21 protein-coding genes are annotated in these 25,535 nt (G+C 60.3%); 3 read left to right on the forward strand and 18 right to left on the reverse strand.

The window, feature by feature from the left end; translation table 11 throughout:
* Positions 1-12: 12 nt before the first annotated feature.
* A complete protein-coding gene (locus tag BY454_RS09175) occupies positions 13-1,287 on the reverse strand; it encodes an MATE family efflux transporter (RefSeq protein WP_104415523.1) in 1,275 nt (424 codons plus the stop codon).
* A gap of 354 nt (positions 1,288-1,641) precedes the next feature.
* Entirely contained in the window at positions 1,642-2,142 is a 501-nt protein-coding gene (tpx, locus tag BY454_RS09180) for a thiol peroxidase (protein ID WP_104415418.1), read from the reverse strand.
* Positions 2,143-2,291: 149 nt separating this feature from the next.
* On the opposite strand from tpx, the gene BY454_RS09185 reads away from it, so the two are divergent.
* Positions 2,292-2,972, forward strand: coding sequence for a haloacid dehalogenase type II (locus BY454_RS09185; protein WP_104415524.1), 681 nt, complete (start codon positions 2,292-2,294; stop codon positions 2,970-2,972).
* On the opposite strand, the gene BY454_RS09190 is transcribed toward BY454_RS09185, so the two are convergent.
* Together BY454_RS09190 and BY454_RS09195 are read right to left on the reverse strand one after the other, a co-directional pair.
* Positions 2,920-4,911 carry a ribonuclease R family protein gene (locus tag BY454_RS09190; RefSeq protein ID WP_104415419.1) on the reverse strand — a complete coding sequence of 664 codons (1,992 nt, stop codon included), beginning with the start codon at positions 4,909-4,911 and terminating at the stop codon, positions 2,920-2,922. The two genes, BY454_RS09185 and BY454_RS09190, sit on opposite strands and share 53 nt — an antisense overlap.
* Positions 4,912-5,001: 90 nt before the next feature.
* The gene (locus BY454_RS09195) at positions 5,002-5,676 is read right to left on the reverse strand and encodes a Fe2+-dependent dioxygenase (RefSeq protein ID WP_104415420.1); all 675 of its coding nucleotides are present in this window, start codon (positions 5,674-5,676) and stop codon (positions 5,002-5,004) included.
* 396 nt (positions 5,677-6,072) lie between these two features.
* Between BY454_RS09195 and BY454_RS16865 the strand changes: the two genes are divergently transcribed.
* Positions 6,073-7,059 carry a hypothetical protein gene (locus BY454_RS16865; protein ID WP_104415421.1) on the forward strand — a complete coding sequence of 329 codons (987 nt, stop codon included), beginning with the start codon at positions 6,073-6,075 and terminating at the stop codon, positions 7,057-7,059.
* 28 nt (positions 7,060-7,087) lie between these two features.
* Here BY454_RS16865 and BY454_RS09205 read toward each other — a convergent pair whose 3' ends face one another.
* From BY454_RS09205 to folE, 8 genes are all read right to left on the reverse strand, one after another.
* Entirely contained in the window at positions 7,088-8,809 is a 1,722-nt protein-coding gene (locus tag BY454_RS09205) for a sensor domain-containing diguanylate cyclase (RefSeq protein WP_104415422.1), read from the reverse strand.
* Positions 8,810-8,917: 108 nt separating this feature from the next.
* Positions 8,918-9,370: a DUF411 domain-containing protein gene (locus tag BY454_RS09210; RefSeq protein ID WP_104415423.1), complete on the reverse strand. Its 453-nt coding sequence runs from the start codon at positions 9,368-9,370 to the stop codon at positions 8,918-8,920.
* Between the two features lie 126 nt (positions 9,371-9,496).
* Positions 9,497-12,409, reverse strand: a complete 2,913-nt coding sequence (locus BY454_RS09215) for a heavy metal translocating P-type ATPase (RefSeq protein WP_146082699.1) — start codon at positions 12,407-12,409, stop codon at positions 9,497-9,499.
* Positions 12,402-12,845 carry a MerR family transcriptional regulator gene (locus tag BY454_RS09220; RefSeq protein WP_104415424.1) on the reverse strand — a complete coding sequence of 148 codons (444 nt, stop codon included), beginning with the start codon at positions 12,843-12,845 and terminating at the stop codon, positions 12,402-12,404. The genes BY454_RS09215 and BY454_RS09220 overlap by 8 nt, the downstream gene beginning before the upstream one ends.
* A 252-nt stretch (positions 12,846-13,097) precedes the next feature.
* Complete coding sequence (locus BY454_RS09225; RefSeq protein ID WP_104415425.1) at positions 13,098-13,418, reverse strand: hypothetical protein; 321 nt, start codon at positions 13,416-13,418, stop codon at positions 13,098-13,100.
* Between the two features lie 189 nt (positions 13,419-13,607).
* On the reverse strand, positions 13,608-15,842 hold the full coding sequence (locus tag BY454_RS09230; protein ID WP_104415426.1) for a putative bifunctional diguanylate cyclase/phosphodiesterase: 2,235 nt from the start codon (positions 15,840-15,842) through the stop codon (positions 13,608-13,610).
* A 156-nt stretch (positions 15,843-15,998) separates the two neighbouring features.
* Complete coding sequence (locus BY454_RS09235) at positions 15,999-16,436, reverse strand: CoA-binding protein (protein WP_104415427.1); 438 nt, start codon at positions 16,434-16,436, stop codon at positions 15,999-16,001.
* An 18-nt stretch (positions 16,437-16,454) separates the two neighbouring features.
* Positions 16,455-17,024 carry a GTP cyclohydrolase I FolE gene (gene folE / locus BY454_RS09240; RefSeq protein WP_104415428.1) on the reverse strand — a complete coding sequence of 190 codons (570 nt, stop codon included), beginning with the start codon at positions 17,022-17,024 and terminating at the stop codon, positions 16,455-16,457.
* Positions 17,025-17,166: 142 nt separating this feature from the next.
* Between folE and BY454_RS09245 the strand changes: the two genes are divergently transcribed.
* Positions 17,167-18,249, forward strand: a complete 1,083-nt coding sequence (locus tag BY454_RS09245; protein ID WP_104415429.1) for a hypothetical protein — start codon at positions 17,167-17,169, stop codon at positions 18,247-18,249.
* Here BY454_RS09245 and znuB read toward each other — a convergent pair.
* The 6 genes from znuB to BY454_RS09275 form a co-directional block, all read right to left on the reverse strand.
* The gene (gene znuB / locus BY454_RS09250) at positions 18,246-19,034 is read right to left on the reverse strand and encodes a zinc ABC transporter permease subunit ZnuB (protein ID WP_374953546.1); all 789 of its coding nucleotides are present in this window, start codon (positions 19,032-19,034) and stop codon (positions 18,246-18,248) included. The genes BY454_RS09245 and znuB overlap by 4 nt on opposite strands.
* Positions 19,035-19,041: 7 nt before the next feature.
* Entirely contained in the window at positions 19,042-19,815 is a 774-nt protein-coding gene (gene znuC, locus BY454_RS09255) for a zinc ABC transporter ATP-binding protein ZnuC (RefSeq protein ID WP_104415431.1), read from the reverse strand.
* Entirely contained in the window at positions 19,808-20,314 is a 507-nt protein-coding gene (locus tag BY454_RS09260; RefSeq protein ID WP_104415432.1) for a Fur family transcriptional regulator, read from the reverse strand. The genes znuC and BY454_RS09260 overlap by 8 nt, the downstream gene beginning before the upstream one ends.
* Before the next feature lie 71 nt (positions 20,315-20,385).
* Positions 20,386-20,847, reverse strand: coding sequence for a chemotaxis protein CheW (locus BY454_RS09265; RefSeq protein WP_104415433.1), 462 nt, complete (start codon positions 20,845-20,847; stop codon positions 20,386-20,388).
* 11 nt (positions 20,848-20,858) lie between these two features.
* Positions 20,859-21,902, reverse strand: a complete 1,044-nt coding sequence (locus BY454_RS09270) for a chemotaxis protein CheB (protein ID WP_104415434.1) — start codon at positions 21,900-21,902, stop codon at positions 20,859-20,861.
* On the reverse strand, positions 21,902-25,535 hold a 3,634-nt coding region (locus tag BY454_RS09275), incomplete at its 5' end, for an Hpt domain-containing protein (RefSeq protein WP_181049784.1). The genes BY454_RS09270 and BY454_RS09275, both read right to left, overlap by 1 nt.

The raw sequence follows: 25,535 nt of genomic DNA on the forward strand, positions 1-25,535 counted from the left end.
GGTATTTTGTGATCAAGCCTCCTGGCGCAATCGGGACATCCCCTGTCGATAGAGCAGATAGGCGCTGGCGCCTGCCAGCAGGTTGCCTATCAGGGCGCCGGTCATCAAACCGGTCAGCCCACCCAAACGGCTGCCCACCCACAATAATGGCAGATAACAGGCAAACAGGCGCAGGGTGGAAATCAGCAGCGCGCGCATGGGCATACCCAGGGCGTTGTTGACAGATACCATCAGGATACAGACGCCCAAGCCACTGTAGCTTAGCGGGACGCGGATCAGGTAGTCGAACAGGACTTCCTGGACCTGGGCATCGCGGCTGAACAGTTCGGCCACAAATCCCGAGGCGGCCAGCCAGATCAGGCCAATGGCCAACTGCCAGACCACGATAAAGCGCACGGCCAGACGAACCAGTTTGCGGATGGTCTCAAGCTCGCCGGCACCCCGCAGACGGCCAACCATGGGGGGCATGGACATGGTCAGTGCCAGGACCACGACAATGGAGAAAAACTCCAGGCGGGTGCCCAGGCCCCAGGCGCCCACGGCGGCGGAGCCGAAGCCGGCCACCAGGGCGGTGGCCAGCATGGCGGATACCGGTGGCATCAACTGGCTGACCATGGCCGGGGCCATGATGCCGCCCAGTTGGCGAATCGCGGCCAGCAGCTTCAATTGCAGCAGGTCAAGACGCAGCCACTGACGACGGACCAGCGTGGGGTAGGTGATCAGGGCGCCGAGGCCAAAGGCCGTGATGGTGGCCCAGGCGGCACCGGGCAGGCCCCAGCCGAAGACGAAGATGTAGAGCGGGTCCAGGGCGATATTAAGCAGGCTGGTGAAGATCATGATGTAGCCGGGCAGGCGGGTGTCGCCATTGGCGCGGCAGACGGCGTAGCTGAAATACAGCATGGCGCCGGTCCAGGCGGATACCAGCCAGGGCGCCCAATAACCACGGATCACCGGACGCAGGGCGAGTTCGGCACCGAGCAGGTCCAGGATGACGTTTTGCAGCAGCCAGACCGACAGGCACAGGGTCAAGGCCAGGCAGGCGCCGATGGTGATCACCAGGCCCCCGAGCCGTTGGGCGCGCAGGTCTTCGCCCTGGCCGAGGGTGCGGGAGATTATGGCTGTGGTGGCAATGCCGAGGCCCACGTACATGCCGCTGACCAGTTGTTGCATGGGCACGGTAAAGCCCAGCGCGGCCAGCGGATCGCCACCCAGCTGGCCCACGAAGGCGCTGTCGGTGAGCTGGAAGGTCATCAGTGATAGTACGCCGAACAGCATGGGCCAGGTCATGCTGTAGAGCTGACGGGCCAGGGATGTGTTGGTCTGGGGTTGTTGCACGTTTATGGGGTGCTCTGGTCAGAATTCAGGTGGGGGATTCTAACAGGTGTCTGATTTTGTGCTGAGCGTCGTATGGGAATGCCTTTCCAAAAACCGCTCCTTCGGCACATCCTTGTGGCGCTTATGCTCCGCCATCCCTGGCTCCGCAAATTTTTGGAAAGGCATCCCCACACGACTTGATCAAATTTGGGTGCAGGCCTCTCTGTGGATTTGGCCCACAAATTTTGGGACAGCCTACCCTACCGGACTACTTTGGTTTTTTCGGTCTTCCGCAATCGGATTTCCGAAGTTGGACGCTAGAATTCTTTAGAGTGCCTTCAGCGCCGCGTCATAATCCGGCTCTTCCTTGATTTCGTTAACCAGCTCGCTGTGCAGGACCTTGTTGTTTTCATCCAGGACAACCACGGCCCGGGCGCAGAGGCCGGCGAGGGGGCCGGTCTGGATGGCGACGCCGTAGTCCTGCTGGAAGCTGTAGTTGCGGAAGGTGGAGAGGGTTTCCACATTTTTCAGGCCTTCGGCACCGCAGAAACGGGAGGCGGCGAAGGGCAGGTCGGCGGAGATAACCAGCACCACGGTGTTGTCCAGGCTGCCGGCTTTTTCGTTGAATTTTCGGGTGGAGGCGGCGCAGACGCCGGTGTCGATGCTGGGGATGATGTTGAGGATTTTGCGTTTGCCGGCCCAGTGGTCGAGCTTCACGTCTTCCAGGCCACTGTTGGTCAGGGTGAATGGCGGGGTGTTTTCACCCGGTTGGGGAAGCTTGCCGCTGATTTCGATGGGGTTGCCGTCGAGGGTCACGTTGGCTGGCATGGGACACTCCTTCTGTTCATTGTAAGGTTCTGATATTTACTCTGTTTAGCTTACTTTGGATGACTTTGCACTGGATTGGCCAGCATAGTTTCAATTCCCGGCTAAGCTCAACAGGATAATCCAGCAGTCCGATGGAGGTAATTTTCGGTATGAGCATGACCCTGGCGTTCGATGTGTACGGTACGTTGGTGGACCCCATGGGGATGTCGGACCTTTTGCGTCTCGAGGCTGGTGAGGAGGCGTCGTCGGTGGCTGCCCTGTGGCGGGAGAAGCAGCTGGAGTTCTCGTTTCGCAAGGGCCTGATGCGGGTCTATGAGGATTTTGGGGTCTGTACGCGGCAGGCATTGAGATACGCCATGGCGGTTCACCGTCTGGCACTTTCGAAGGGGCGCGAGGACGAACTGATGGCCGCCTATCTGGCCCTGCCGGCGTTTGACGACGCCCTGCCGGCGCTCAAGGCGCTCAAGGGGCAGTATCCTCTGTTTGCCTTCTCCAACGGTAGCTACCCGGCTTTGGAGAAAGTGCTGGGTCATAACGATTTGCTGGCGCAGTTCGATGGCCTGGTGTCGGTGGATGACGTGAAAAGCTTCAAGCCGGATCCGGCGGTGTACACCTGGGCGCGCCGGGCCACCGGGGCCTGGGACGGGGCGCTGTGTCTGGTTTCCAGCAATGCCTGGGATGTGATTGGTGCCCGGGCGGCGGGGCTCACCGCAATCTGGGTGAAGCGCGATGCCGCCCGGGTGTTCGAGGATTGGGGGATTGAGCCCTCGGCCGTGATTACGAGTCTTTCGGAGTTGCCTCAGGCGTTGGCGGCACTTCCTCGACACTGATCAGTTTGAAGTTGATCTGCCGGCGTTCCTCGTCCACGCCGGCAAAGCTGACGGTCGCCCGCTGGTCCAGCTGGAAGATACGGCCGTTCTTGTTGTGCATCAGGCGCAGGGTTACGGGGTCGAAGCTGTACTTGCCGTCCAGGTCCTTGCAACTGACGAAGCCTTCCAGGCCGTTGTTGTCCAGGCGCACAAAGAAGCCGGAAGGCGTGGTGCGGCTGATGGTGCCTTCCATGGGTTCCTCCGGCAGGCTCTTGGCGTAATCGGCCTTGAGCCACGCTTCCAGGGTGTTGGCCGCCTGGCGGGCGCGGAACTGGGCGGCCTGAAGGGCTTCCAGTTGTTGGCTGTTAAGGGCCTTCATGGGCTTGTTCCACAGCGCCGCCTGGATCAGCCGGTGTACGTAGAAGTCCGAGAACTTGCGCAGCGGGGAGGTGAAGGTGGTGTAGGCCGCCAGGCCCATGCCCTGGTGAGGGGCCGGTTCAAATCCCAGCTCGGCACGGGCCAGCTGTCGGGACAGGATGGATTTGACCGGTACTTCGGCCTCCACCTGTTCGCTGTGCTTCATCAGCTTCTTGAAGCCTTCGGCGGAGCCAGCGTCCACCTCGGTCAGGTGCGGGGCGTAGCTTTCCAGCAGTTTGCGGATGTTGTCGGCGCGGTCGTCCCGCAGGCCGGGGTGCTGGATGAACAGGCCTTCGCCCTGGGTCTGCAGGAAGTCGGCTGCGCAGCGGTTGGCGGCCACCATGCATTCTTCCACCAGCCGGTGGGCTTCGTTCTGGACCGCCGGTTCGATCAGGCGGATACGCTTGTTTTCATCCAGACGCAGGCGAAATTCCGGGCGGTCGGTGTTCAGCAGAGCGTGTTCGGCGCGCCATTTGCGTAAGGCAGTGGCGGCCTGGTGCAGCTGGTCCAGACTGTTGGTGACGTCATCGGGCAGTGCCTTGATCTCGTCGTCTTCCCGGCCCTCAATCAAATGGGCGACCAGATCGTAGCTGAGTTTGCCCTTGGAACGGATGGTGGCCTGGTGGAAGCTGTAGTCGCCCAGGCTACCGTCGTTGTTGACTTGCAAGTCACACACCAGCGTCAGGCGCGGGGTGTCCGGCATCAGGGAGCAAAGGCGCGTGCTGATGCCTTCGGGCAGCATCGGCAAGGGCTCGCCCGGGAAATAGATGGCCGTGGCTCGGTTAAAGGCTTCTTCCTCGGCCGGGCTGCCCGGTTCAATCAAGGCGCCGGGGTCGGCAATGGCAATCGACAGGGTCCAGCCGGTGGCGTTAGGCGTGGCCATCAGGGCGTCGTCCATGTCCTGGGTGCCGGGGCTGTCGATGGTGACGTAAGGCTTGTTGGTGCGGTCTTCCCGGCCCTCGCTGGCAGCCACCACCTGGCCTTCGTCCAGGCTGTCGGCCTGTTTCTGCACGGGCTCTGGCCAGGTATCGGCCAGATCAAAATTGGCCAGGGTGAAGGCGCGCTCAATGCCGGGCTCTCCGGCCTTGCCGATGACCCGCAGTACTTTCGCCTGGCCCTTGCCGTCCTTGAACGGGTGGCGATGGATCTGGCAGTAGATGAAGTCGCCGGGTTCGGCGTTCATGCGTTCCTTGGGCGGAATAAAAATCCAGCGGTTGATGCCCGGGGTTTCCGGTGCCACGAAGTGGCCTTTGCCCTTGATCAGGTAGCGGCCAACAAAGGTGGTCAGGTGGGACTCCAGCAATTCGTCCACCTCGCCCTGGGTTTTGCCTTTGTCTGCCGTATGCTCGGTGATGTTGACCCGATCGCCGGGAAGCACCTTCTGCATTTCTTCGGGTGGCAGAAACACGTCCCGGCCCTCGTCGAGGGCAACAAAGCCGAAGCGCCCGTTGGTGGCCTTCACGGTACCGGGGAAAACCACCTTGTTTTCCTTGATGTCGGTTTTGAGCTGGCGCAATTGGCTGAGAGCGTCGGCGTTGAGCATGAAAAGGAACCTGACTGAAAAAATGTATGTTGGGCGGAGTATAACGGTTCTGGAACCCGTCGTCAGATACCTTATTGCTACACGCCGGCTCTATACTTCTGCCCAGAACCGCTGCAGGTTCGCCAGGGATTTGGTCAGCAGATCGAATTCGTCGGTTTTGCCGTCACGATCAAAGATCTGGCGGCGGGCGGTATCCAGATCAAAAAGCACTTCCCGTTGGCCAGGATCGCGGATGGTGCTCTGGATCCAGCCAATCGCGACGCGTCGCTGCCCTCTTGTGACCGGCTCAACCCGATGCAGTGTAGAGGACGGGTAAATCACGGCGGAACCGGCAGGCAGTTTGTAGGATTGCTCACCAGCGGTGGTATCGGTGACCAGTTCGCCGCCGTCGTAACTGTCCGGATCATCCAGGAACAGTGTAAATGAGATGTCGGTGCGGATGCGGTTGTCGCCCCGACCCATGACTGGATCATCTACATGGTTCCCATAGGTCATGCCATCCCGGTAGCGACTGAAGATGAGCGGGGTCATCTTGCGGGGGCGAACTGCCATCTGGAACAGGGGGTGGCCCGTCAGTGCTGCTTCGACTTCCGCCCGCAGTTCCTGGGCCTGGGCGCTGCCAGAGGCCATCTGCTCGTTGTTCTTGACCAGGCGCGCATGCCAACCGGCGGTTTTTCGGCCATCCTCAAACTGGCCGTCGTCCAGCGCCTCCCGAATCCGGACAACTTGCTCTGGTGTCAGTATGTTGCCTATACATAGAATCATGAGAACTCCATTTTAGTAATGGGAATAATTTGCAATCGCGCCGCAGTTTGACGCATCATGCCCTATCCTTTTATGAGTCATCAACGTCGGCGCCGAGTGTCCCGTCTGGTTAATTCGTTGACCTACTGAACCACTGAGAGCGTTGAGAGCAAGGCGTGCTAATGAAGGTATGGTGGTTCCATATCGAATTAGCGCAACGCGGCTATCAACGCTCTCAGAGGCTCCCGAAGGGCGTAGCTCTGGGATTCCTGGCCGGTGTTGCCAGCGCTTGATGTGGCAACCACCACACCTGCACACTGGCGCCTTGGCCAGAAATCCCAGAGCTACGCAGTAGATCAACGAATTAACCAGACGGGACACTAGCCGGGCGGTAGTTGTTAACTAGGAGTATTTTGAATGAAAGAACAGAAATTGAAACTCTGGATGGGCGTGGGTGTAGCGACCCTGCTGGCCAGCTCCGGTGCCTGGGCTGGTGACGGTGGTGAAGGCGGTGAATCCGGCCACGATGACATGGTGAAGTCTGCTGATCACGGTGGCGAAGGCGGAGAAAGCGGCGAAAGCTACGGTGGAGAAGGCGGTGAGAACCAGGGTGGCGAAGGCGGTGAAAGCCAAAGCCATGGTGGTGAAGGTGGCGAAGGTGGTGAGAACCATGGTGGCGCCACGGGTGAGGCCTTCAGTTACTTTGCCGCTGGCGGAGAAGGCGGAGAAGGCGGAGAAGGCGGATCGTCCACCGCCCCAGCGCTCTCCGATGGCGCTCAGATTGCCATGATTCACATGATGCAGGGGCACTTGATGGCCGCCCGGGAACTGATCAAGTCCGGAGAAGTTGCCGAGGGCCGTCCGCACCTGACCCATCCGTGGATTGAGGTTTATCCGATGGTTGAGAGCGGTCTTGAGGCTCATGGCCAGAATGATCTGGGCAAGCGTCTGAAGGCACTCGCCGAGAAGGCCAAGGATGTTGATAAATGGTCGGATGTCAGCGCTGACTTCAACGCCATCTGGAAAAGCATGGACAAGGCGCTTGCCACCATTGCCGGTGATCAGCCCGAGTCTCCTGCAACCATTGCCAAAGTGATGCTGTCCCTGACCAAGCAGGCCGTGCTGGAATACGATGAGGCGCAGGACGACGGTCGTTTTGTCGCGGAGTATGAATATCAGGATGGTCGCGGCTTCGTGATGGCCGCCCGGGAATATCTGGAACGGAACAAGGCTGCCCTGATGAAACAGAACAAGGAAGCCTGGCGCGACAGCAACAAGGTTCTGGACGAACTGGAGGAGGCCTGGCCGACAGCTGTGCCGCCAGCACAGCCAGTGGTGAAAACGTCAGATCTGTACGCCACCCAGGCCAGGCTGGAGCTGGCCCTGTCGCCCTACCTTTATTAAGGGCAATCGCCGGGGCGGTGGCTCCGGCTCATCCCTCCGATGAAACGATGCTTTCGTCGGAGTGGGTGATGCAGACAGTGTTGCGGCCCCGCTCCTTGGCGGCATACAAGGCCCGGTCTGCCTGTCGAAGGATGGTGTCGGTGTCTTCACCCGGCTGGCAAAGGTGGCCGCCGACACTCACCGTCACGGGCATGCCGGCTTTCAGGCTCTCCTGCTCAACCGCCAAGCGGATACGATTGCTGGTCTGCTCAAGCACTTCATCGTCGCAGGGCGACAGTAACACCACAAACTCATCCCCACCCCAACGACCGGGATGGTCATAGGGCCGGACCGTGGCTTTGAGCCACAGCGCTACCCGGCACAGAATGTCATCGCCGGCCTGATGGCCCAGGCTGTCATTGATGTCCTTGAAGTTGTCGATGTCCAGCCAGATCAGGCCAAACCCTTTTTGCTCCCGGGCTGCCCGCTCGATTTCGTCGACGACCACCTCGTCCAGTCCCCGTCGGTTCTTCAGGCCGGTCAGGGCATCCACCCGCGCCAGCCGATGCAACTCTGCGGTACGGTGGGCGACTTTGTCTTCCAGGTTGCGAGTGGTGTCATGGACGGTGTGGGTCATTTTTTCGAAATGATCCACCAGCCGGCCGATTTCATTATCGGGTTTGGGCAGGTAGGGCAGATCAAAGCGGCCTTCGCGAACCCTTTTGATGGCATGTTCCAGGCTGATAACCGGCTTCAGAATGCGGGACTGGATGATCAGGTGGAAAATCAGCAGGGTGATCAGCAAGCTGGCCAGGAATACGGCGATCAAAGGCCAGAGGTAACTGGGCGAGAGCAGGGCATTGAGGTCCAGCAGGGTAATCTCAAACCAGCCGATGGCGGGCAGGTAGGAAATGCCCGCCAGGTGTTTGCGCCCGTCGATAGTGACAAAGCCACTTTCGACGGCGCCTTTTTCACCATTGCGCTGCTTTAGCATTTGCAACATGCCCAGGATCAGGTGCTTGTCCTCGGGGTGATCGAACAACAGGTCTACGGTGTTCTTCTGGCCTTCGGGCTTGATGATGCTGGCGAAATCGATGTAGTTACGATCCCGGTACAGCTGGATGGCGCCGTTGTAATCGACGAACAGGGTGGTAATGCCTTCCTGGCCGATGTCGACGATGTCCTGGAGGAAGTTGTCCAGGTTGAGGCCGGTGCCCACCATGCCGACAATCTCGTTGTCGGCATTGCGCATCAGCACATCGATCCAGAGCTTTGTGACCCCCAGTTCGGTGTCGGGGTTAACGTTGAGGTGGAAATCCCGGCCTTCTTCAATCAGCTGGTAGAACCAGGCGTCGTCCGGGTCGTTCGCGTCCAGTACATAGCGGAACTGGTTGTTGGCGTATTTGTCGTCGGCGTTGTTGTAGTAATAACGACCGTTTTCCCGAAGGGCAACGAAATAACTCTTGTCACGGAAGTTCTCCCGGTAACTCTCCATTTGCCGGATGGCGGCGCCTTCGAGCAATTTATCATCGGGATTGTCGGCCCAACGAAGCAGGGCATTGGATTGCGCCATCTGTCGCGCCAGGCCAATTTCTCTTTCCAAGGACTGGAGCAGGCGGGCGCTGTCGTAACGCACCTGGATTTCAGCGACCTGTTTGCCCCAGCGCTCGATGATACTGGCCGACAGCTCCCGATACGCCAGCAGCGATGCGGAAGCTGCAACGATAATCAGCACAGTCAGCAGGGCGAGGATTCGGGTCTTGAGGCTCAAAGCGGGTCCTATTACAACGTCCGTATTGTGTCAGCCCCTTATACTAGAACACCGAGAGCATTTTGAGGACAAAAAATCATCAAAATGCATCCTCCCCGCCCGGATTCATCAGTTGTGCTCGGCGAAGACCCGGGTCTGTCCCCGATTGTTGAAAAGGATGAGCTGATAGCTGTCCTGTCGGTTGCTCATTTCCATGCCGGGTGAGCCGGCGGGCATGCCCGGAGCGCTCAGTCCCGTGGCCATGGGGGCTTCGCTGAGCAAGCGCTTGATGTCGTCGGCCGGCACATGGCCTTCCACCACGTAATCGCCCACGTAAGCGGTATGGCAACTGCCCAGGGCAGGGATCAGGCCTGCTTCCTGTTTAATCTGTGCCATATTGTTGGAATTGGTGGCAGTGACCTCAAAGCCATTTTCTTCAAGGTGGTCCATCCAGGCGGTGCAGCAGCCGCAGGTGGGCGACTTGTACACGTGAACGCTCGGCAGGGTAGCTTCGGTCGCCAGGGCGGTGGAGCTGAAACCGAGTGCCGCAGTGAGGCCTAGGGCCAGGGTGTGTTTTTTCATTGTGCTTTCCTCAATGGTGCTGATGTTCAGACGCTTTTGAATCGGAGCCGGAGAGCCAGAACCACCAGATGATGGCTCCCATCAGGGCAAGACCTCCCAGATTGACCAGTAAATCCTGCATTGGTTTCACTCCTTTTGCTTATCGGCGGTCGGTTGATGGCTGGTGCGGAACAACCGCAGCCGGTTGGCATTGGAAACCACCGTCACGGACGACAGTGACATGGCCGCGCCGGCCAGGATGGGGCTCATCAGGATGCCCCATAGCGGGTACAGCAGGCCGGCCGCCACCGGAATACCCAGGGAGTTGTAGATAAACGCCCCAAACAGGTTCTGGTGAATGTTGGTCACTGTCGCCCGGGAAATCTCAATGGCATCGGGCACGCCGTGCAGGGAACCGCGCATCAGGGTGATGGCCGCGCTCTCGATAGCGACATCCGTGCCGGTGCCAATGGCAAAGCCGACATCGGCGGCCGCCAGGGCCGGCGCATCGTTAATGCCGTCACCCACCATGGCCACGGTGTAGCCCTTGCCACGCATTTCACTGACCACCTCGGCCTTGTCTTCCGGCAGCACTTCGGCCCGGTAATCATCAATGCCGGCCTTGGTGGCAATGGCCTTGGCGGTGGCGTCGATATCCCCGGTCACCATCATCACCTTGATGCCAGCCTGGTGCAGTCGCTCAATGGCGGCTTTGGAATCCGGTTTGATGGCATCGGCGACACCGATCACGCCCAATACCTTCTCACCCAATGCCAGGAACAAGGGCGTACCGGCCTCTTCGGTAATGCGCCGGGCTGCCTCATCCAGGTTGTCCATAGCCAGGCCTTCGGCCTCAAGCCAGCGCCGGTTGCCCAGTCGCACCGGCTGGCCGTCGTGTTCGCCCTGGACCCCCTTGCCATTCAGGGCTTCAAAACCGGTGACTTTCAACGGTTCGATGTCATCCTCCTTGGCTTTCGCCAGGATGGCTTCGGCCAGGGGGTGTTCGGAATGCTGTTCCAGCCCCGCCGCCAGGGCCAGCAGTTTGCTTTCGTCGCTGTCGCTGGCCTGCACGTGGGTGACCGCCGGGCGGCCCTCGGTAATGGTGCCGGTCTTGTCCAGGATTACCAGATCCAGCTTGCCGGCGGTCTGCAGGGCATCGCCCTGGCGAATCAGCGCGCCGTATTCCGCGGCCTTGCCCACGCCCACCATGACGGACATGGGCGTTGCCAGACCGAGCGCACAGGGGCAGGCGATGATCAGAACGGTGGTGGCGGCGACCATCATGTGTACCACCGCCGGCTCTGGCCCGACGTTGTACCAGACCAGCGCGGCAACCACGGCAATCAGCATGACCGTGGGCACAAACACCGAAGAGATTTTGTCGGCCAGTCGGCCAATGGCGGGCTTCGAGCCCTGGGCCTTTTTCACCAGCTTGATGATCTGTGCCAACGCCGTGTCACTGCCCACGCGCGTGGCCTCGTAGATGATCGAGCCATGGGTGTTCAGGGTGCCGGCCGAGACGTCATCGCCTTCGCCCTTGCTGACCGGCATCGGCTCGCCGGTGAGCATGCTCTCGTCAATGCGGGTGGAGCCCTCGGCGATGACGCCATCCACTGGCAGTTTCTCGCCCGGGCGCACGCGAATTTGGTCGCCTTTCTGGACGTCCTCAACGGGAATATCCTGCTCTTCGCCGTCCCGGATCACCCGGGCGGTCTTGGCGCGCAAATCCAGCAAACGGCGTACCGCCTCGGAGGTCTTGCCCTTGGCCCGCAACTCCAGCGCCTGACCCAGATTGATCAGACCGATGATCATCGCCGAGGCTTCAAAATACACGTGCCGGGCCATTTCAGGCAGCGCGTCGGGGAAGCTGGCGACCACGATGGAATACAGCCAGGCCGTGCCCGTACCCAGGGCGATCAGCGTATCCATGTTGGCGTTGTGGTGCTTGAACGCCTTCCAGGCCCCGGTGTAGAAGTGGCCACCGGTGGCGATCATGACACCCAGAGTCAGGATGCCCAGGTTGATCCAGGTGAGCTGGTTGGCCTCGGTCACCATCATGGTGTCGATGCCCATACCCCAGATCATCAGGCCCAGGCCGAGGGAGAGACTCACCGCCATCTTTACCAGCAGGGTCTTGTACTGCTTTTGGTCTTCTTCCTGCTTGCGGGCATCCGCCTCGTCTTCGTTCTCAATCACGCTGGCGCCATAGCCCGAGCTCTCCACGGCCTCCACCAGCGCCTGCGGGTCGGCATCGCCGGTGGCCGTGGCGGTGTTATCCGACAGGTTCATGTGGGCGTGGGTGACGCCGGGCACCGACATCAGGGCCTTCTCGATGGTGTTCACACAGGACGCACAGGTGGCGCCAGTAACGGATAATGCGACCTGCTCTTCGGTATCCGTATTTTTGCGCTGCTGGTCACGAAAACTTTGCGCGGGAGTGGCCTCCGCGTCGGCGGTATCTTCTTTTTCTGCCGATTGACTGCCGTGACAGGACGAAGCTTTCTTTGACGCGCAGCAGCTCTCCGGTTTTTCGGACTGACCGTCGCTGTCTTCCTCATCCTCAGTCTGAACAGGCTCTGCTGGATAGCCCGTCTCCGTGACGATGCGGGCTGCTTCTTTGGCATCTACTCCCGCGGGGAGTGTCACCGTTTGGTTGTCGAGATCCACCTCAACGTTCTCGGTGCTGCCAGCCAGCGACTCCAGAGCGTTACGAATCTTCTTCGCGCAACCCTGGCAGGACGCGCCGGAAATGCTCAAGGTGACTTTCTTTTCCTTTGACGATGCGCAGCAGCTCTCGGCTTTTTCGGACTGACTGTCACAGCATTCGCCGCCTTCAGCCTGGACCGGCTCCGCCGGATAACCCGTTTCGGTCACGATCCGAGCCGCTTCCTCGGCATCAATTCCATCTGGCAAAGCCACAGTCTGCTTGTCCAGATCTACTTCGACCAGCTCGGTGCTACCAGTCAACGGTTCCAGTGCGTTGCGAATCTTCTTCGCGCAACCCTGACAGGTGGCTCCGGAAATCGTCAGCGTGGTTTTCAGTGTCACTGTTTTATCCATCGCTTGGCTCCTTATGGCAACAATCCTCTGAAGGATCGTCCCAGTGTTCAATTAACCGGCAAATGGTGTGTCCGTCTGGTGTGGCATCCGGCATGTCCTCCCAGGCCGACAGCGCGGATACCATCCGCTCCCGCAGCTGTTCCAGTTGGGCAATTTCCTGCTCCACCGCCGCCAGCCGTTTTTGGAACACGTCCCGGACCATGGGGCAGGGAGAATGATGCTCGTCCGCCTGCTCCAGAATTTCCCGGATCTCCGGCAGTGAAAAACCCAGTTGCCGGGCCTTGCGGGCAAACCGCAGACGGCGAAGATCTTCAGCGTCGTACTGCTGGTAATTGTTCTCCGGGTTCCGCGTCGGCTGCAGCAGCCCCTCGCGGGTGTAGAAGCGCACAGTATCCGGTTTTACGTTGGCTGCGGTGGCGATGTCTTTGACTTTCATGGCGTCGGACTTCCTAAAAGCATTTATGTTGCTTTAGCAGGCAATCGACTTTCCGGGGAGTGCGGGTGTGGGTGGCGCTTCCGAAAACCGCTGCGAGTACATCCATGTACGCTTGTCTCCGCCATCCATGGCTACGAACATTTTCGGAAGCGCCACCCACACCCGCACGGTGAACTCCCGGGCAGAATGCTACTTGTAAAAAGGATAGAACCTGTGAGTTACTCACAGGTCAAAGGTTCCGGGAAAGAAAAATCAGGAAGAGGATTTTTTGGACTGCAGAAACGTACCGCAGGCCCGGCATTGGTCTGGTGCCAGCAGTTTCGCCTGCCAGCCAATTTTTGCGCCACAGGCGGGGCACTTCAGACGCAATTGCAGCACGATAATGGGCACGATGAGGATGGCGAGCAGTACGCCGAGTGAGCCCCATTCGTCACCGGAGGAAATCCCCAGCTGGGAGCTGAACACCAGTACGACGATCAGCGCGAAAAACGCAAAGATAAAATAATTGCGGTTCCAGCGTTCCCAGCGGCGGAGCTGGGCGTCCTGTTCTGGAGTGAGATACTTTGCTGCCATGGTTAACCTTGAGGGTTCAGTAATGAGTTCGAGGCAGCAAGCGGGAAGGCCTTTCCAAAACCGTGCGGAGCCATGGATGGCGGAGCTCGAGCGCTACAGGGATGTATTTACAGCGTGTTTTGGAAAGGCCTTCCCGCTTGCTGCTCCCCCATTTGTTTCTAGTTTGCGGACTGACACCGCCAAAAACAATCAGGAATTGGCCGGTACGCCGGTTGTAAGAAGCCCTTTCTCCAATGCCTTTTCCAGATCCTGCGGCGGAATCGGCCGGCTGATCAGGAAGCCCTGGGCCATGTTACAACTGTGATGGCGCAGGAAATTCAGTTGCCCTTCGGTTTCTACGCCCTCGGCCACCACCTGGATGCCCAAATTGTGGGCCAGATTGATGACCGCCCGGGTAATCACCGCGTCGTCATGGCGATGCGTGACATGGGTGATGAACGAGCGGTCGATTTTCAGCAGATCCACCGGGAAATCGCGCAGGTATGCCAGGGAGGAATAGCCCACCCCGAAATCATCAATGGCCAGGTGAATGCCCAGCTTGCGCAAGCGGGACAGCTGATTGAGATTGTGCTCGATGTTCTGGATGAAAATTTCCTCGGTCAGCTCCACCTCCAGGCTTGAAGGTGCTACACCATTCTCATGCAGGGCATACCGTATGGAATCCACCAGGCTGTCATCGTCCAGTTCCAGCCCCGACAGATTCACGGCAACGCGCAGGTTCCGGTAGGGTGTGCCCTTCCAGCGCGCCAGCTGGCGACAGGCAGCCCGCACGACCCAGCGGCCAATATCATTGATGCGGCCGCTTTCCTCCGCCAGGGGAATGAATGCACCCGGTGCCAGCAGGCCCCGGCGCGGATGCTGCCAGCGAATCAGTGCTTCAACGCTGTGAATCTCCCCATTACTGAGATCCAGCTGCGGCTGGTAGTACAACACGAATTCGTCGTTTTCCAGGGCGTGGTCCAGGTCTTTATCCAGCTCCAGGCGCATGACCTCTTTTTCCTGCATGCCCTCGGTGTAGAACTGGTAGGTATTACGCCCATGATCCTTGGCCCGGTACAGGGCAATGTCGGCGTTTCGCAACAAGGTATCGGCATCCAGGCCGCTTTGGGGATAGACGGCGACGCCCATAGTGGCGGTAATGCTGTGTTTTTCACCATGAACTTCAAAGGGTGCATGGAAACACTGCTTGATCTGGCCCAACAGGTGAATCACATCATCCAGATCGTCCACCTGTTGCTGGCAGACCATGAATTCATCGCCACCGGAATAGGCCACCAGGATTCGCTCGTTACTCAGCTCATTCAGCCGCTCCGAGACCTTGATCAGCAGCTCGTCACCAAACTGATGGCCCAGGGAATCATTGAGCATCTGGAAGCGGTCCAGGTCCATCATCACCAGCGCCACCTGGCGCATCTGCCGGTCGGCAATGTTAATAGTGTGAGTCAGGTCTTCCATGAAGAACCGGCGGTTGGCCAGGCCGGTGAGCGTGTCGGTGGATTCCAGGCGCTCCAGGTCGGTCTGGATGGCCTTGCGTTGGTCTATTTCCTGCTCCAGTTCCCGTCGGGTTTTCAGCAGGGCCTGGTTCCGGCGCAGAATCAGTTGTACCAACAGGGTGGTCAGGCTGGTCAGCAGCCCCATCAGCAGCAGGCTGACGAAGGTGGCGTTGGGCCAGCCACTGCGCTGGGCAGCAACCCAGTCCTGATCGGGGCGCAGTGTCAGGCGCCAATCAAGATTGGGCAGATCGACGGGAAAGGTATCACTCAAACCTGGGGCGATATTGGCGGATGAATTCAGTTGATACGCCGAGTTCCGCCCGTACTGGATGACAATCTGGAACCGCTCCAGCGTGCGGCTGGTCAACAGTTGCTCGGCCAGGGTTTCCATCCGGAAGACACCGGCGATAAAGCCGTTATTGTCTTCGCCGACGCCAATCGGGTGGTAGAGCACCATGCCTTTTCCACCCTGACGCAGCTCGATGATGCCGGAGAGGTCGTAGTTGCCGGTGCGAATGGAACGCTCAAGGGCGTGGCGGCGCTCCTGGTTAAAGGCGACGTTGAAACCGGTGACGTCCTGATTGCCGGCCAGGGGTTCGAGCCAGCGAATCACAAAATCACGGTCAATCCATTCAAGCGCCTGGTAAACACCGAAATCGTCCAGGTAATGGCGGGCATCGGCACGCCACTGGCGCTCTGAAAAGTTCTCGGACATGGCCATGCGGCTTGCCATGCGACCGATGGCCTCGGCGTGTACCGTGAATTCGCGTTCCAGCGTGCCCGCCAGGGCGCGGGCTTCGTTTTCCAGGTTCTGTTCGATTTGCAGGGTGTTCTGCCGGACAAGACCACTGCGGAGCATCACGGCCAGGGCCAGAAAAACCACGAAAATCACCACAGGAAAGGCCGGGCTCATCGCTATTCGCGCGAACATTCTTAGGGACGTTTCGGGTTTTTCCACATTGGTCTCCGCAACCTCTGGGGTTGGCTGAGGTCTCTGGTTATGATTTTTTGTCGATTATGGCAGAGTGTTCTAATGGGGAACAGGCATACGTGTTAACCGAAACGTCTCAGTTCTCTCATAACCGGTTTACAGCGTGGCTGCCGGTGTCCGGATCGACAACCGGGGAATCTCCTGTTTCGGGCATGCGTCCATGATCACTTGCAGGCCCGCTGCTTCGGCGCGTTGGGCGCCAGTCTCGTTGATGACGCCGATCTGCAGCCACAGTACCGGAATTTTTTCGACAATGGCCTGATCAATCACTGTATCGGTGCGTTCCGGCGCGAGGAAGAGGTCCGCCATGTCGACCGGCTCCGGCAGGGAGGTAAGGTCGGCATAGACGGTCTCTCCGAGCAACTGCCGGCCAGCGAGCCGTGGGTTCACCGGAATCACGCGGTAGCCCTGGCGTTGCAAGTACGACATTACCTCGTGGGATGGGCGATCCGTTTTTTCACTGGCACCCACCAGGGCAATGGTGCGAACGGATTCGAGAATGTCGCGGATCTGAACCGGGTTCTTGCGGGGCATAACGCGCTCCTTGGCAATTTATCGGTTATTGCTGATCAGGTTTAGAAATTCGGTACGGGTGGCCTGGGACTTGCGGAACTGACCCAGCATCATGGAGGTTTTCATGCGTGAGTTCTGCTTCTCGACGCCTCGCATCATCATGCACATGTGCTGGGCCTCAATGACCACGGCCACACCCTTGGCACCGGTAACGTTCTCGATCGCCTCGGCAATCTCGCGGGTCAGATTCTCCTGAATCTGAAGCCGGCGGGCATACATATCCACAACGCGGGCAAACTTGGACAGGCCCAGTACCCGGCCCTGAGGCAGATAGGCAATGTGGCATTTGCCGATGAAGGGCAGCATGTGGTGCTCGCACATGCTGTAAAGCTCGATATCCTGGATCACCACCATCTCATCCATGGCCGACTCGAACACGGCGTTGTTGACCAGTTCGGCCAGGTCCTGCTCATAGCCCTGGGTCAGAAACTTCATGGCCTTGGCCGCGCGCGTTGGCGTGTCCTGCAGGCCTTCTCGGTCAGGATCCTCTCCCAGGCCATCAATAATGGCGCGGAAGTGTTCAGCAAGGTCTTCGACAGGTAATGACATGGTTGTTCCCGGATACTTAAGCCAGTAATGAAAGTGTGAGCCAGATAGAGGGCGAAGCTTAAGGGAATTTGCGCACTTTCGCCATGTCTGGCCCTCCAGTGAATTTTTCGACATGATGACGCCCTGCAACCGAGGATATTGAATGACGGCAATACACACGACGAAACCATCGCTGACCATTCGCGCGGGCAGGCGGGCAATGGAGCGACTGCGTCAGAAAAAACTGACGCCGGACGACATTCACGTGATCCCTGGCGCGGCCGGTGGCCCCAAGGGACTGGGCATCAGTGGCCTGGACCAGGCCATTTTTGGTGAATGGCTGCCGCGGGCTCCCCAGGAGCGGGCCCTGGTGGGGGCGTCCGTGGGCAGCTGGCGTTTTGCAGCCATTGCCTCTTCCGACGATCCGGTCGCTCAGCTGAAAAAGCTGGCGGACATGTACACCCGCCAACGCTTCGAAAAGGGAATGAAAGCTGAAAATGTCACTCGCAGCGCCATCGAATTCCTGGACGAACTCCTTGGAGGGCGGGAAGAGTACATTCTTCAACACCCCTGGTATCGCCTCAACATTGTGGTGATTCGCAGCCTGGGCCTGCTGGCGGAAGACACCCGGGGCCGGCTGGGACTGGGACTGATGGGGGCAGTCAGTGCCAACATGCTGGGGCGCCGGCATCTGGGCCGTTTCATGGAACGGGGCATCGTGCGGGACCCCCGTGGTAACATACCGGTTTCAGAGCTGGCGGATTTTACCAGCCACCAGATCGACCTGACCCGGGAAAACCTGATGCCGTCGTTGCTGGCTTCGGGGTCCATTCCGATGATCCTCTCCGGCGTTCAGGATTTGCCGGGTGGCCCGACCGGGGTTTACCGGGATGGCGGCATGCTCGATTACCACCTGGACTTACCCTGGCAGCAGCCGGGCATCGTGTTATACCCCCACTTTACCGACAAGATCGTGCCAGGCTGGTTCGATAAGGCGCTGCCCTGGCGCCGTGGCGATCCAACCCGGGTACAGGATGTGTTGCTGGTGGCGCCGTCACCCGAGTACCTGGCCTCGTTGCCCGATGGCAAGTTGCCGGACCGGAAAGATTTCGAGCGCTACGCCGGCGATAACGCAGGCCGGGAAAATTCCTGGCGTCGCGCCATTGCCGAGAGCGAACGAATGGGCGATGAATTTCTTGAGCTGGTGGAAACCGGCCGGGTTTTGGACCGAATACAGCCGCTTTAGGCGGGTTTACGGGCCAGGCTGTACACCAGCAGGAAACTCAGGAAGGCGGTCACCACGACTGACGGACCGGCCGGCGTGTCCAGGTGCCAGGACAGGGTCAGGCCGCCGGTCACCGCGACAAAACCAAAGATAATAGCCAGCCCCACCATGTGTTCCGGGTTCCGGGCCAGCCGCCGGGCAGTCGCAGCCGGAATCACCAGCAGGGCGGTAATCAGCAACACCCCGACAATCTTCATGGCCACGGCGATGACCAGCGAGAACATCAACATCAACGCCAGCCGCAAGCGTTCTACTGGAATGCCTTCGACCCGCGCCAGTTCTTCGTGAATGGTGCTCATCAGCAGACCCCGCCAGAGCACGGCCAGCAGGGTCAGCACAAAGGCCGCGCCACCGTAGATCCAGAGCAGGTCCTGTTGGTTCATGGCGAGCAAATCGCCGAACAGCAGGCCGGTCAAATCCACCCGGACATTCGGCATGAAGCTCAGGGTGACCAAGCCGATGGCCAGGGCACTGTGGGCCAGGATGCCCAGCAGGGTGTCGGTTGCCAGCACGCGGGTGCGTGACAGCATCACCAGTGCCAGGGCAATGACCACACAGGTGATGATCACCGCCAGGTTCAACGGGACACTGATCAGGAAGCTCAGAGCAATACCCAGCAGAGCGGAATGGGCCAGGGTATCGCCGAAATAGGCCATCCGGCGCCAGACCACAAAGCAACCCAGCGGGCCGGCCACCAGCGCGACCCCAAGGCCGCCGATCAATGCCCGCCAGAAAAAGTCCCCCAGCACGGCGTCAATGATGGTCATGATTGCAGGCTCCTTCGGCTCCGGTACGGCTGACCACATCGCCGTGAAGGTTGTGGCTGTGATTGTGGTGATGGTGATACACCGCCAGGGAATCGGCCACCTGGTGGCCAAAGGTATCGATGAAGGCCGGGTCCTGGGAAATGTCGGCAGGATAACCACTGCAACAGACATGCTGGTTCAGGCAGATCACTTTGTCTGTTGCCGCCATCACCAGGTGGAGGTCGTGGGAAATCATGATCACGCCACAATCAAGGTCGTCCCTCAGTTCCCGGATCAGTTGGTAGAGCGCGGCCTGGCCATTGATGTCCACGCCCTGGGCCGGCTCGTCCAGTACCAGCAGGTCGGGCTTGCGGGCCAGGGCCCGGGCCAGCAAAAGGCGCTGCTTCTCACCTCCGGATAGGTGGTGTACCGAGGCATCCAGCAGATGGTGCACGCCGGTACGCTTTAACGCGGCTTCGCATTCGTCGAGGGGCTGGCCGCTCAATAACATGAAGCGCCGGACACTTAGCGGCAGGGTGGCTTCCAGCAACAATTGCTGGGGCACGTAACCGATGACCAGGCCCGTCGCCAGCGAAACTTTGCCCTGATGAACCTTCTGGATGCCCAGGATGGCCTTGATCAGTGTCGTCTTGCCCGCGCCATTAGGGCCGATGATGGTGATGATGTCGCCCCGCCCGGCTTTCAGGCTGACGCGATCCACCACCGGCCGGCCGTCAAACTCAACGGTCACCTGTTCCAATTGGACCAGTGGTTCAGTCATGGCTGGGGGCTCCCGGGTTCGCCTCGGCACGGCAGCGGGGGCAGAGACCACTGATTTCCAGCGTGGCCCCTTCGGGTTGGAAGGCCTGGGCCCGGGCGGCATCATCAATGGCCTGGCTGACCGGTGCGGATTCAAGCTCCAGGACAGTGCCGCACTGATGGCAGATCAGGAACAGTCCGTGATGGTTTTCCCCGGCATGGGAGCAGCCGGTAAAGGCGTTAAGCGAGGCCAGCCGGTGGACCAGGCCGTACTGGAGCAGGAAATCCAGCGCCCGGTAGACCGTCGGTGGCGCCGCGTTATGGCCCTCGCTACCCAACTGCGCGAGGATGTCATAGGCGCCCAGGGGCTTATGGGATTGCCAGATCAGCTCCAGCACCCGCTCACGGATCGCCGTCAGACGGGCATTTTGCTCACGGCAGATGGTCCGGGCGTCGGCCAGGGCCTGGCTGACACAGGCATCGTGATTGTGAGGACGATAGGGAAGGGCGCGTTCGGGCATGGCTCGGGTTCCGGCAAATTTGCAACATTATAACACTTGCTGCCGGCGCTGCCAGATCCGGGCTGGCCCGACTACACCATCACTTTGGCGGCCAGGGATTCCAGGTGCTCAAGGTTGGGTATCCAGGCAATATCGCCGTCAACCTCCACCTGCATCAGGTCCGCCGGGCCGGGTTCGGCGTCCAGCTGGCGTAGCTGATCTTCCTCGAGGCGGGTCTGGCTGGGGATGCCCTGGGTCACCAGGGCCATGAACGGTGATTTCTGGTGACCGGGTCCGATGGTGTTCAGCACAATGATGCGGCCACGGTTTTCCCCGGGCACCACAAACTGGCCGTCGTTGGCGGCATCGTAGGAGATGACCGGAAGCTTCAGGCCCCGCCACTCGACAAAGCCCACCAGCCAGTCCGGTGTGTTCGCCCCGGTTTCAGTACCTTCGAAATCCACCACCTCGGCAATGGACACGTTGGGCAGCAATAATTGCCGACCGTGGACCGGAATCAGGACGCATTGCAGGGATTGGCTGTTTTCCTTCATTGTCGATTACCTCAGGCGGAATCCCGTTGATGTTTGTTCTTCAGCAGACATTGATTTTCAATCGTGCGCACCAGCTCCGCGGCCAGTTGCTCCGGGGTGCCACGGAAGCTGGCGCAGCCGGTTTCATTGACCGAGTCCGGCATGGAGCTGTTGCCACAGCTGGTACTTTCCTGAACCCACACCCGGCTGCCATAGGCGCTGAGCATGGGGGCGGCGATGGCGCCGTCGTTGCCCATGCCGGAAAAGATAATGGCATGGCAGTGTTTGCCGAAATGGTCGGCAACATTCAGCAGCACCTGGTCAATCGACGGTCCGTAGGGACCGGGCCAGGGCTTGTCCGTCGCCGTCAGGGTGCCATCGGCGGCAATCTTCCATTCCTGCTCCACCGGCATGAGAATGACATCGCCGTTGCACACCCGGGCGCCCTGTTCCGCCGGTTTCAGCGTGTAGTGGGCGTGGCGGCCGAGAATGCGGGTCAGGACGTCGGTGAAGTTGTTATCAATATGCTGGGCGTAGACAAACCCCACCGGCAGTCCTGGCGGCAGGTTGTCCAGAAAGGTTTTTACCGCTGCCGGGCCGCCCAGTGAGGCGCCGAGTATCCAGACCTCCCGGGCGGGCGTGTCTGGCGCCGCCGGGGTAATCCAATTGGACAGGGCGGGAGCCTTGCCGGCAGTGGCCGCCACCTGGGCCAGGGCTTCCATATCGGTGGCGGTGTCCAGCTTCTCGAGCTGGCCGAGTTGCTGCTCCAGTTTGTTCAGCAACCGGCGCTCCCAGCGGAAATAGTCCTTGGCCCCGGGGGCCGGGGCCGGGTCGACGCCGAACAGCACCGGGGCATCGGTGTTTTCCAGCAGATGGTCAAACAGCGCGGGATGGTCGGCTTCGTCCTGCAGGGTGACCAGCCACAGGGCGACTTCCGGAAACTCCGGATAGCCAATCAGCCGGTCCGGATCGCCGGAAAAACAGACCTCAAGGCCGAATTTGCCGGCCGCTTCCTGCAGCCGGTGGCGCTGAAGTACCACATCGGCAACGATCCCGATTGCCGGCTGGCTGGCCATTACTCGCTCCCGGACAGCCGCTTGATGGTTTCAAGCAGCTCGGTTTCCTGGAATGGCTTGCCGAGGTACTCGTTGACCCCGATGGCCAGCGCCCGTTCGCGGTGCTTTTCCCCGGTCCGGGAGGTGATCATGCAGATCGGCGTGTCGTGCAGCTTTTCGTCGTGGCGGACGAAACTGGCCACCTCGAAGCCATCCATGCGCGGCATCTCGATATCCAGCAGGATGACATCGGGGCGATGGTCCTGCAGCTGCGCCACCGCATCGACACCATCCTTGGCGGTGAACACGTTCATGCCGTTGCGTTCGAGCAGGCGCGAGGTGACCTTGCGCACGGTAACCGAGTCGTCCACCACCATGACGGTAGTGACCTGTTCGCGGTACCGGCTGCTTTCCCGGGCTTTTTCCAGGCTGGCCAGACGCTGGCTTTCGGCCAGGGCATCCGAGCGCAGCATGGCCGGCAGGTCCAGAATCACCACCACACTACCATCCCCGAGAATGGTTGCCCCGGAGACGCCCCGAACGGAGTTGAACTGTGGCCCCAGTGATTTTACGACGATCTCCCGGCTGCCCATCAGGTGGTCCACCTGCAGGGCGACCGGCTGCTCAGCGCCCCGTACCAGAATCACCGGCAGTGGCAGAGCCTGGCCCTGGAGCTTGGGCTGGTGGTCACTGTCCAACAGGGCGCCCAGGTATTGCAGGCGATACTGCTGGCCGGCGTATTCGTACATCGGCGCATCGGGCTTGTAATACTCTTCCAGCTCGTAGGTGCTGACCCGCACGATACCTTCAATGGTGTTGAGCGGAATGGCATAGAAATCCTCGCCCGTGGCCACCATCAGGGCGCGGTTGACGGAGACCGTGAACGGCAGGCGCACGGTAAACGTCGTGCCCTGGCCCTCGCGGGAGTCGATGTCCAGGCTACCGCCCAACTGTTTGAGCTCGCTGGCTACTACGTCAAGCCCCACACCGCGACCGGAAATCTGGGTCACCTTCTGGGCGGTGGAGAAGCCGGCGTGCAGGATGAACTGCAGGATTTCCCGCCGGGACAGGTCTTCGTCCGGCTCCATCAACCCCTGGCGGATGGCCTTTTCCCGGATTGCCTCCACGGGAATGCCCTTACCGTCATCGGCCATGCGCAGCACCACATCACCGCCTTCACGGGACAGGGAGAGGACGACTTCGCCGGATTCGGGTTTGCCGGCCTGTTTCCGTTCCTCGGGGTTTTCGATGCCATGGTCGATGGCATTACGCAGCATGTGTTCGAGCGGCGCTACCATGCGCTCGAGGATGTTGCGGTCCATCTCGCCTTCGGCGTTGCGGATGTCGAAATGCACTTTCTTGTGCAGCTCGCCGCTGATCTGCCGGACGATCCGGCGCAGTCTGGGCACCATGGAGGTGAACGGAATCATGCGGGTCTTCATCAGACCTTCCTGCAGTTCCGTGTTGATGCGCGACTGCTGTACCAGCAGGGTTTCGGTGTCCCGTACCCGCTCGGACAGGGTTTCCCGAAGGTCCGCCAAATCCGAGGTGGACTCGGTCAGGGCCCGGGACAGCTGCTGGATGGAGGAATAGCGGTCCATTTCCAGCGGGTCGAAGTCATCGCCGTAATCCGGGCCGTGTTCCTGTTCGGCGCGGAACAGGATCTGGGCCTCGGTCTCGATGTCCATGCGCCGCAGCTGCTCGCGCAGACGTTCGATGGTGGAAGCCATCTCATCAAGGGTATAGCTGAAGTCGCTGCTCTGCTGCTCCAGCCGGCCCCGGGTGATACTGGTTTCACCCGCCAGGTTAACCAGATCGTCCAGCAGTGGAGCGGACACCCGGATGGTTTCCTGGCTGGCCGCCTGGCCTTTGCCATTGCGGGCCGCCGGTTTCGACGGCTTGGGTTTGGACGGCGTCTTGGACGGTGACGGCGCCGGTTTGGCGGTTTTTTCCGGCTGTGGCTTCTCTGCTTCCGGCGCCGGCTCCGCGGGCGCATTCGGGGCTTTGGCTTCCGACTCGCCTTCTCCGGATTGATTGAGCTCGGCAATCAGCTCCTTGGCAGGCTCTGGCTGGGTGCCTTTTTCCAGCGCATCAAGCATGTCCTTGAGGGTGTTTTCCGCCTGTTCACTCAGCGCCAGCATCGGTTGCCGATCGCGCTCGCCATCCACCAGCTGGTTCAGCGCGTCGGCCCAGGCCTGGGCCAGGTCGGCTATGGCGTCCACATCCGACAGTCTGGCACCGCTCTTGAGTGTCTGGAGCTCCTGCAACAGCCGGCTGAGGGATGACAGTTCCTCGGGCTCTTCGCGCCAATGGGCCAACAGGTCGCCAATGTCCTGGTGAATTTCGCGGCCTTCGTCCAGGAACATTTCCGCCAGGGCTTCGTCACCGGCGTAATCTGTCGTATCCGGGGTTGCTTCAGTGGATCCCGGGGCCGGCGTTGCGGGTTCGGCAGGCTCTGGTTTTTCCGACGGTGACTCCGGGGCTTCAGGCGCAGCCGGAGCTGTCGGGAGTGGCTCGCCCCGGACAATCGCCTGCACCTGCTGGATCAGCTCGTTTGCCGGCGGACAGGGCTTCTGGGTGGCCACTTGCTCAACCATCTCAGCCAGTCGGTCGTGACAGGCGAAGAGCAAATCAAGCATGTCCTCACTGGCCTCCAGCTGGCCAGTGGCTACTTTCTCGAACAGGTCTTCGAGTTTGTGGGACAGCTCGCCAATGGCTTCCACGCCGGCCATGCGGGCGCTGCCCTTGAGGGTGTGGACTTCGCGCTGCAGTTCGGCGGCGACTTGGCGATTGCTTGGATCTTCACTCCAGGTGTGCAGGGCGCTGCCGGTGGAGTTCACCAGGTCGTAGGCTTCTTCCAGGAAAATACCCACCAGCTCAGGATCGAGGTGGGACAGGTCAGCGATATGCTCGTCCTGCTCCTGCTCCTGCTCCTGCTCCTGCTCCTGCTCCTGCTCCGGTGTGGCTGCCGGTTCGGAGGAGGCCTCTTCATCCACCGTCATCTCCGGCAGGGCTTCAGGCTCCTCTTCTGGCGGTTCGGCGGGGGCAGCGGCAGAAGACGTGGCACTATCAGTACCATCAACGTACGCGTGGATTTCCGAAATCAGGTCTGGTGCGGGACGCGGCGGCTCGCCGGCTTCCAGCGCATCGACCATGCTGGCCAGGCGGTCATGACAACGGAACAGCAGGTCTGACAGGGTGTCATTCACACTGAACCGGTGCTCGGTCAGGCCCTCAAACAGGTTCTCAAGCTCGTGGGAGAGATCCCCCAGTGCGGGAACGTCAGCCAGGCGGGCGCCGCCCTTGAGGGTATGCAGGTCACGCTGCAGCAACCGCAGGATATCCAGGTTCTCGGGGCTGTCACTCCAGTCCTGCAGTGCCTGGGCGGTGCTGTCGATCAGCTCTCCGGCCTCTTCCAGGAAGATGGCGATCAGTTCGTCGTCCATCTCCCAATCGTCGCTTGACTCCGGTTGCTCAACCGGCTCAGCCTCTTCTGGCTCTGGCTCTGGCTCTGGCTCTGGCTCTGGCTCTGGCTCTGGCTCTGGCTCTGGCTCTGGCTCTGGCTCTGGCTCTGGCTCTGGCTCTGGCTCTGGCTCTGGCTCTGGCTCTTGCTCTGGCTCTGGCTCTTGGTCGGCCTGTTCCTCCAGCTCCTCC

The organism is Marinobacter persicus (assembly GCF_002934325.1).
GTDB lineage: Bacteria > Pseudomonadota > Gammaproteobacteria > Pseudomonadales > Oleiphilaceae > Marinobacter > Marinobacter persicus_A.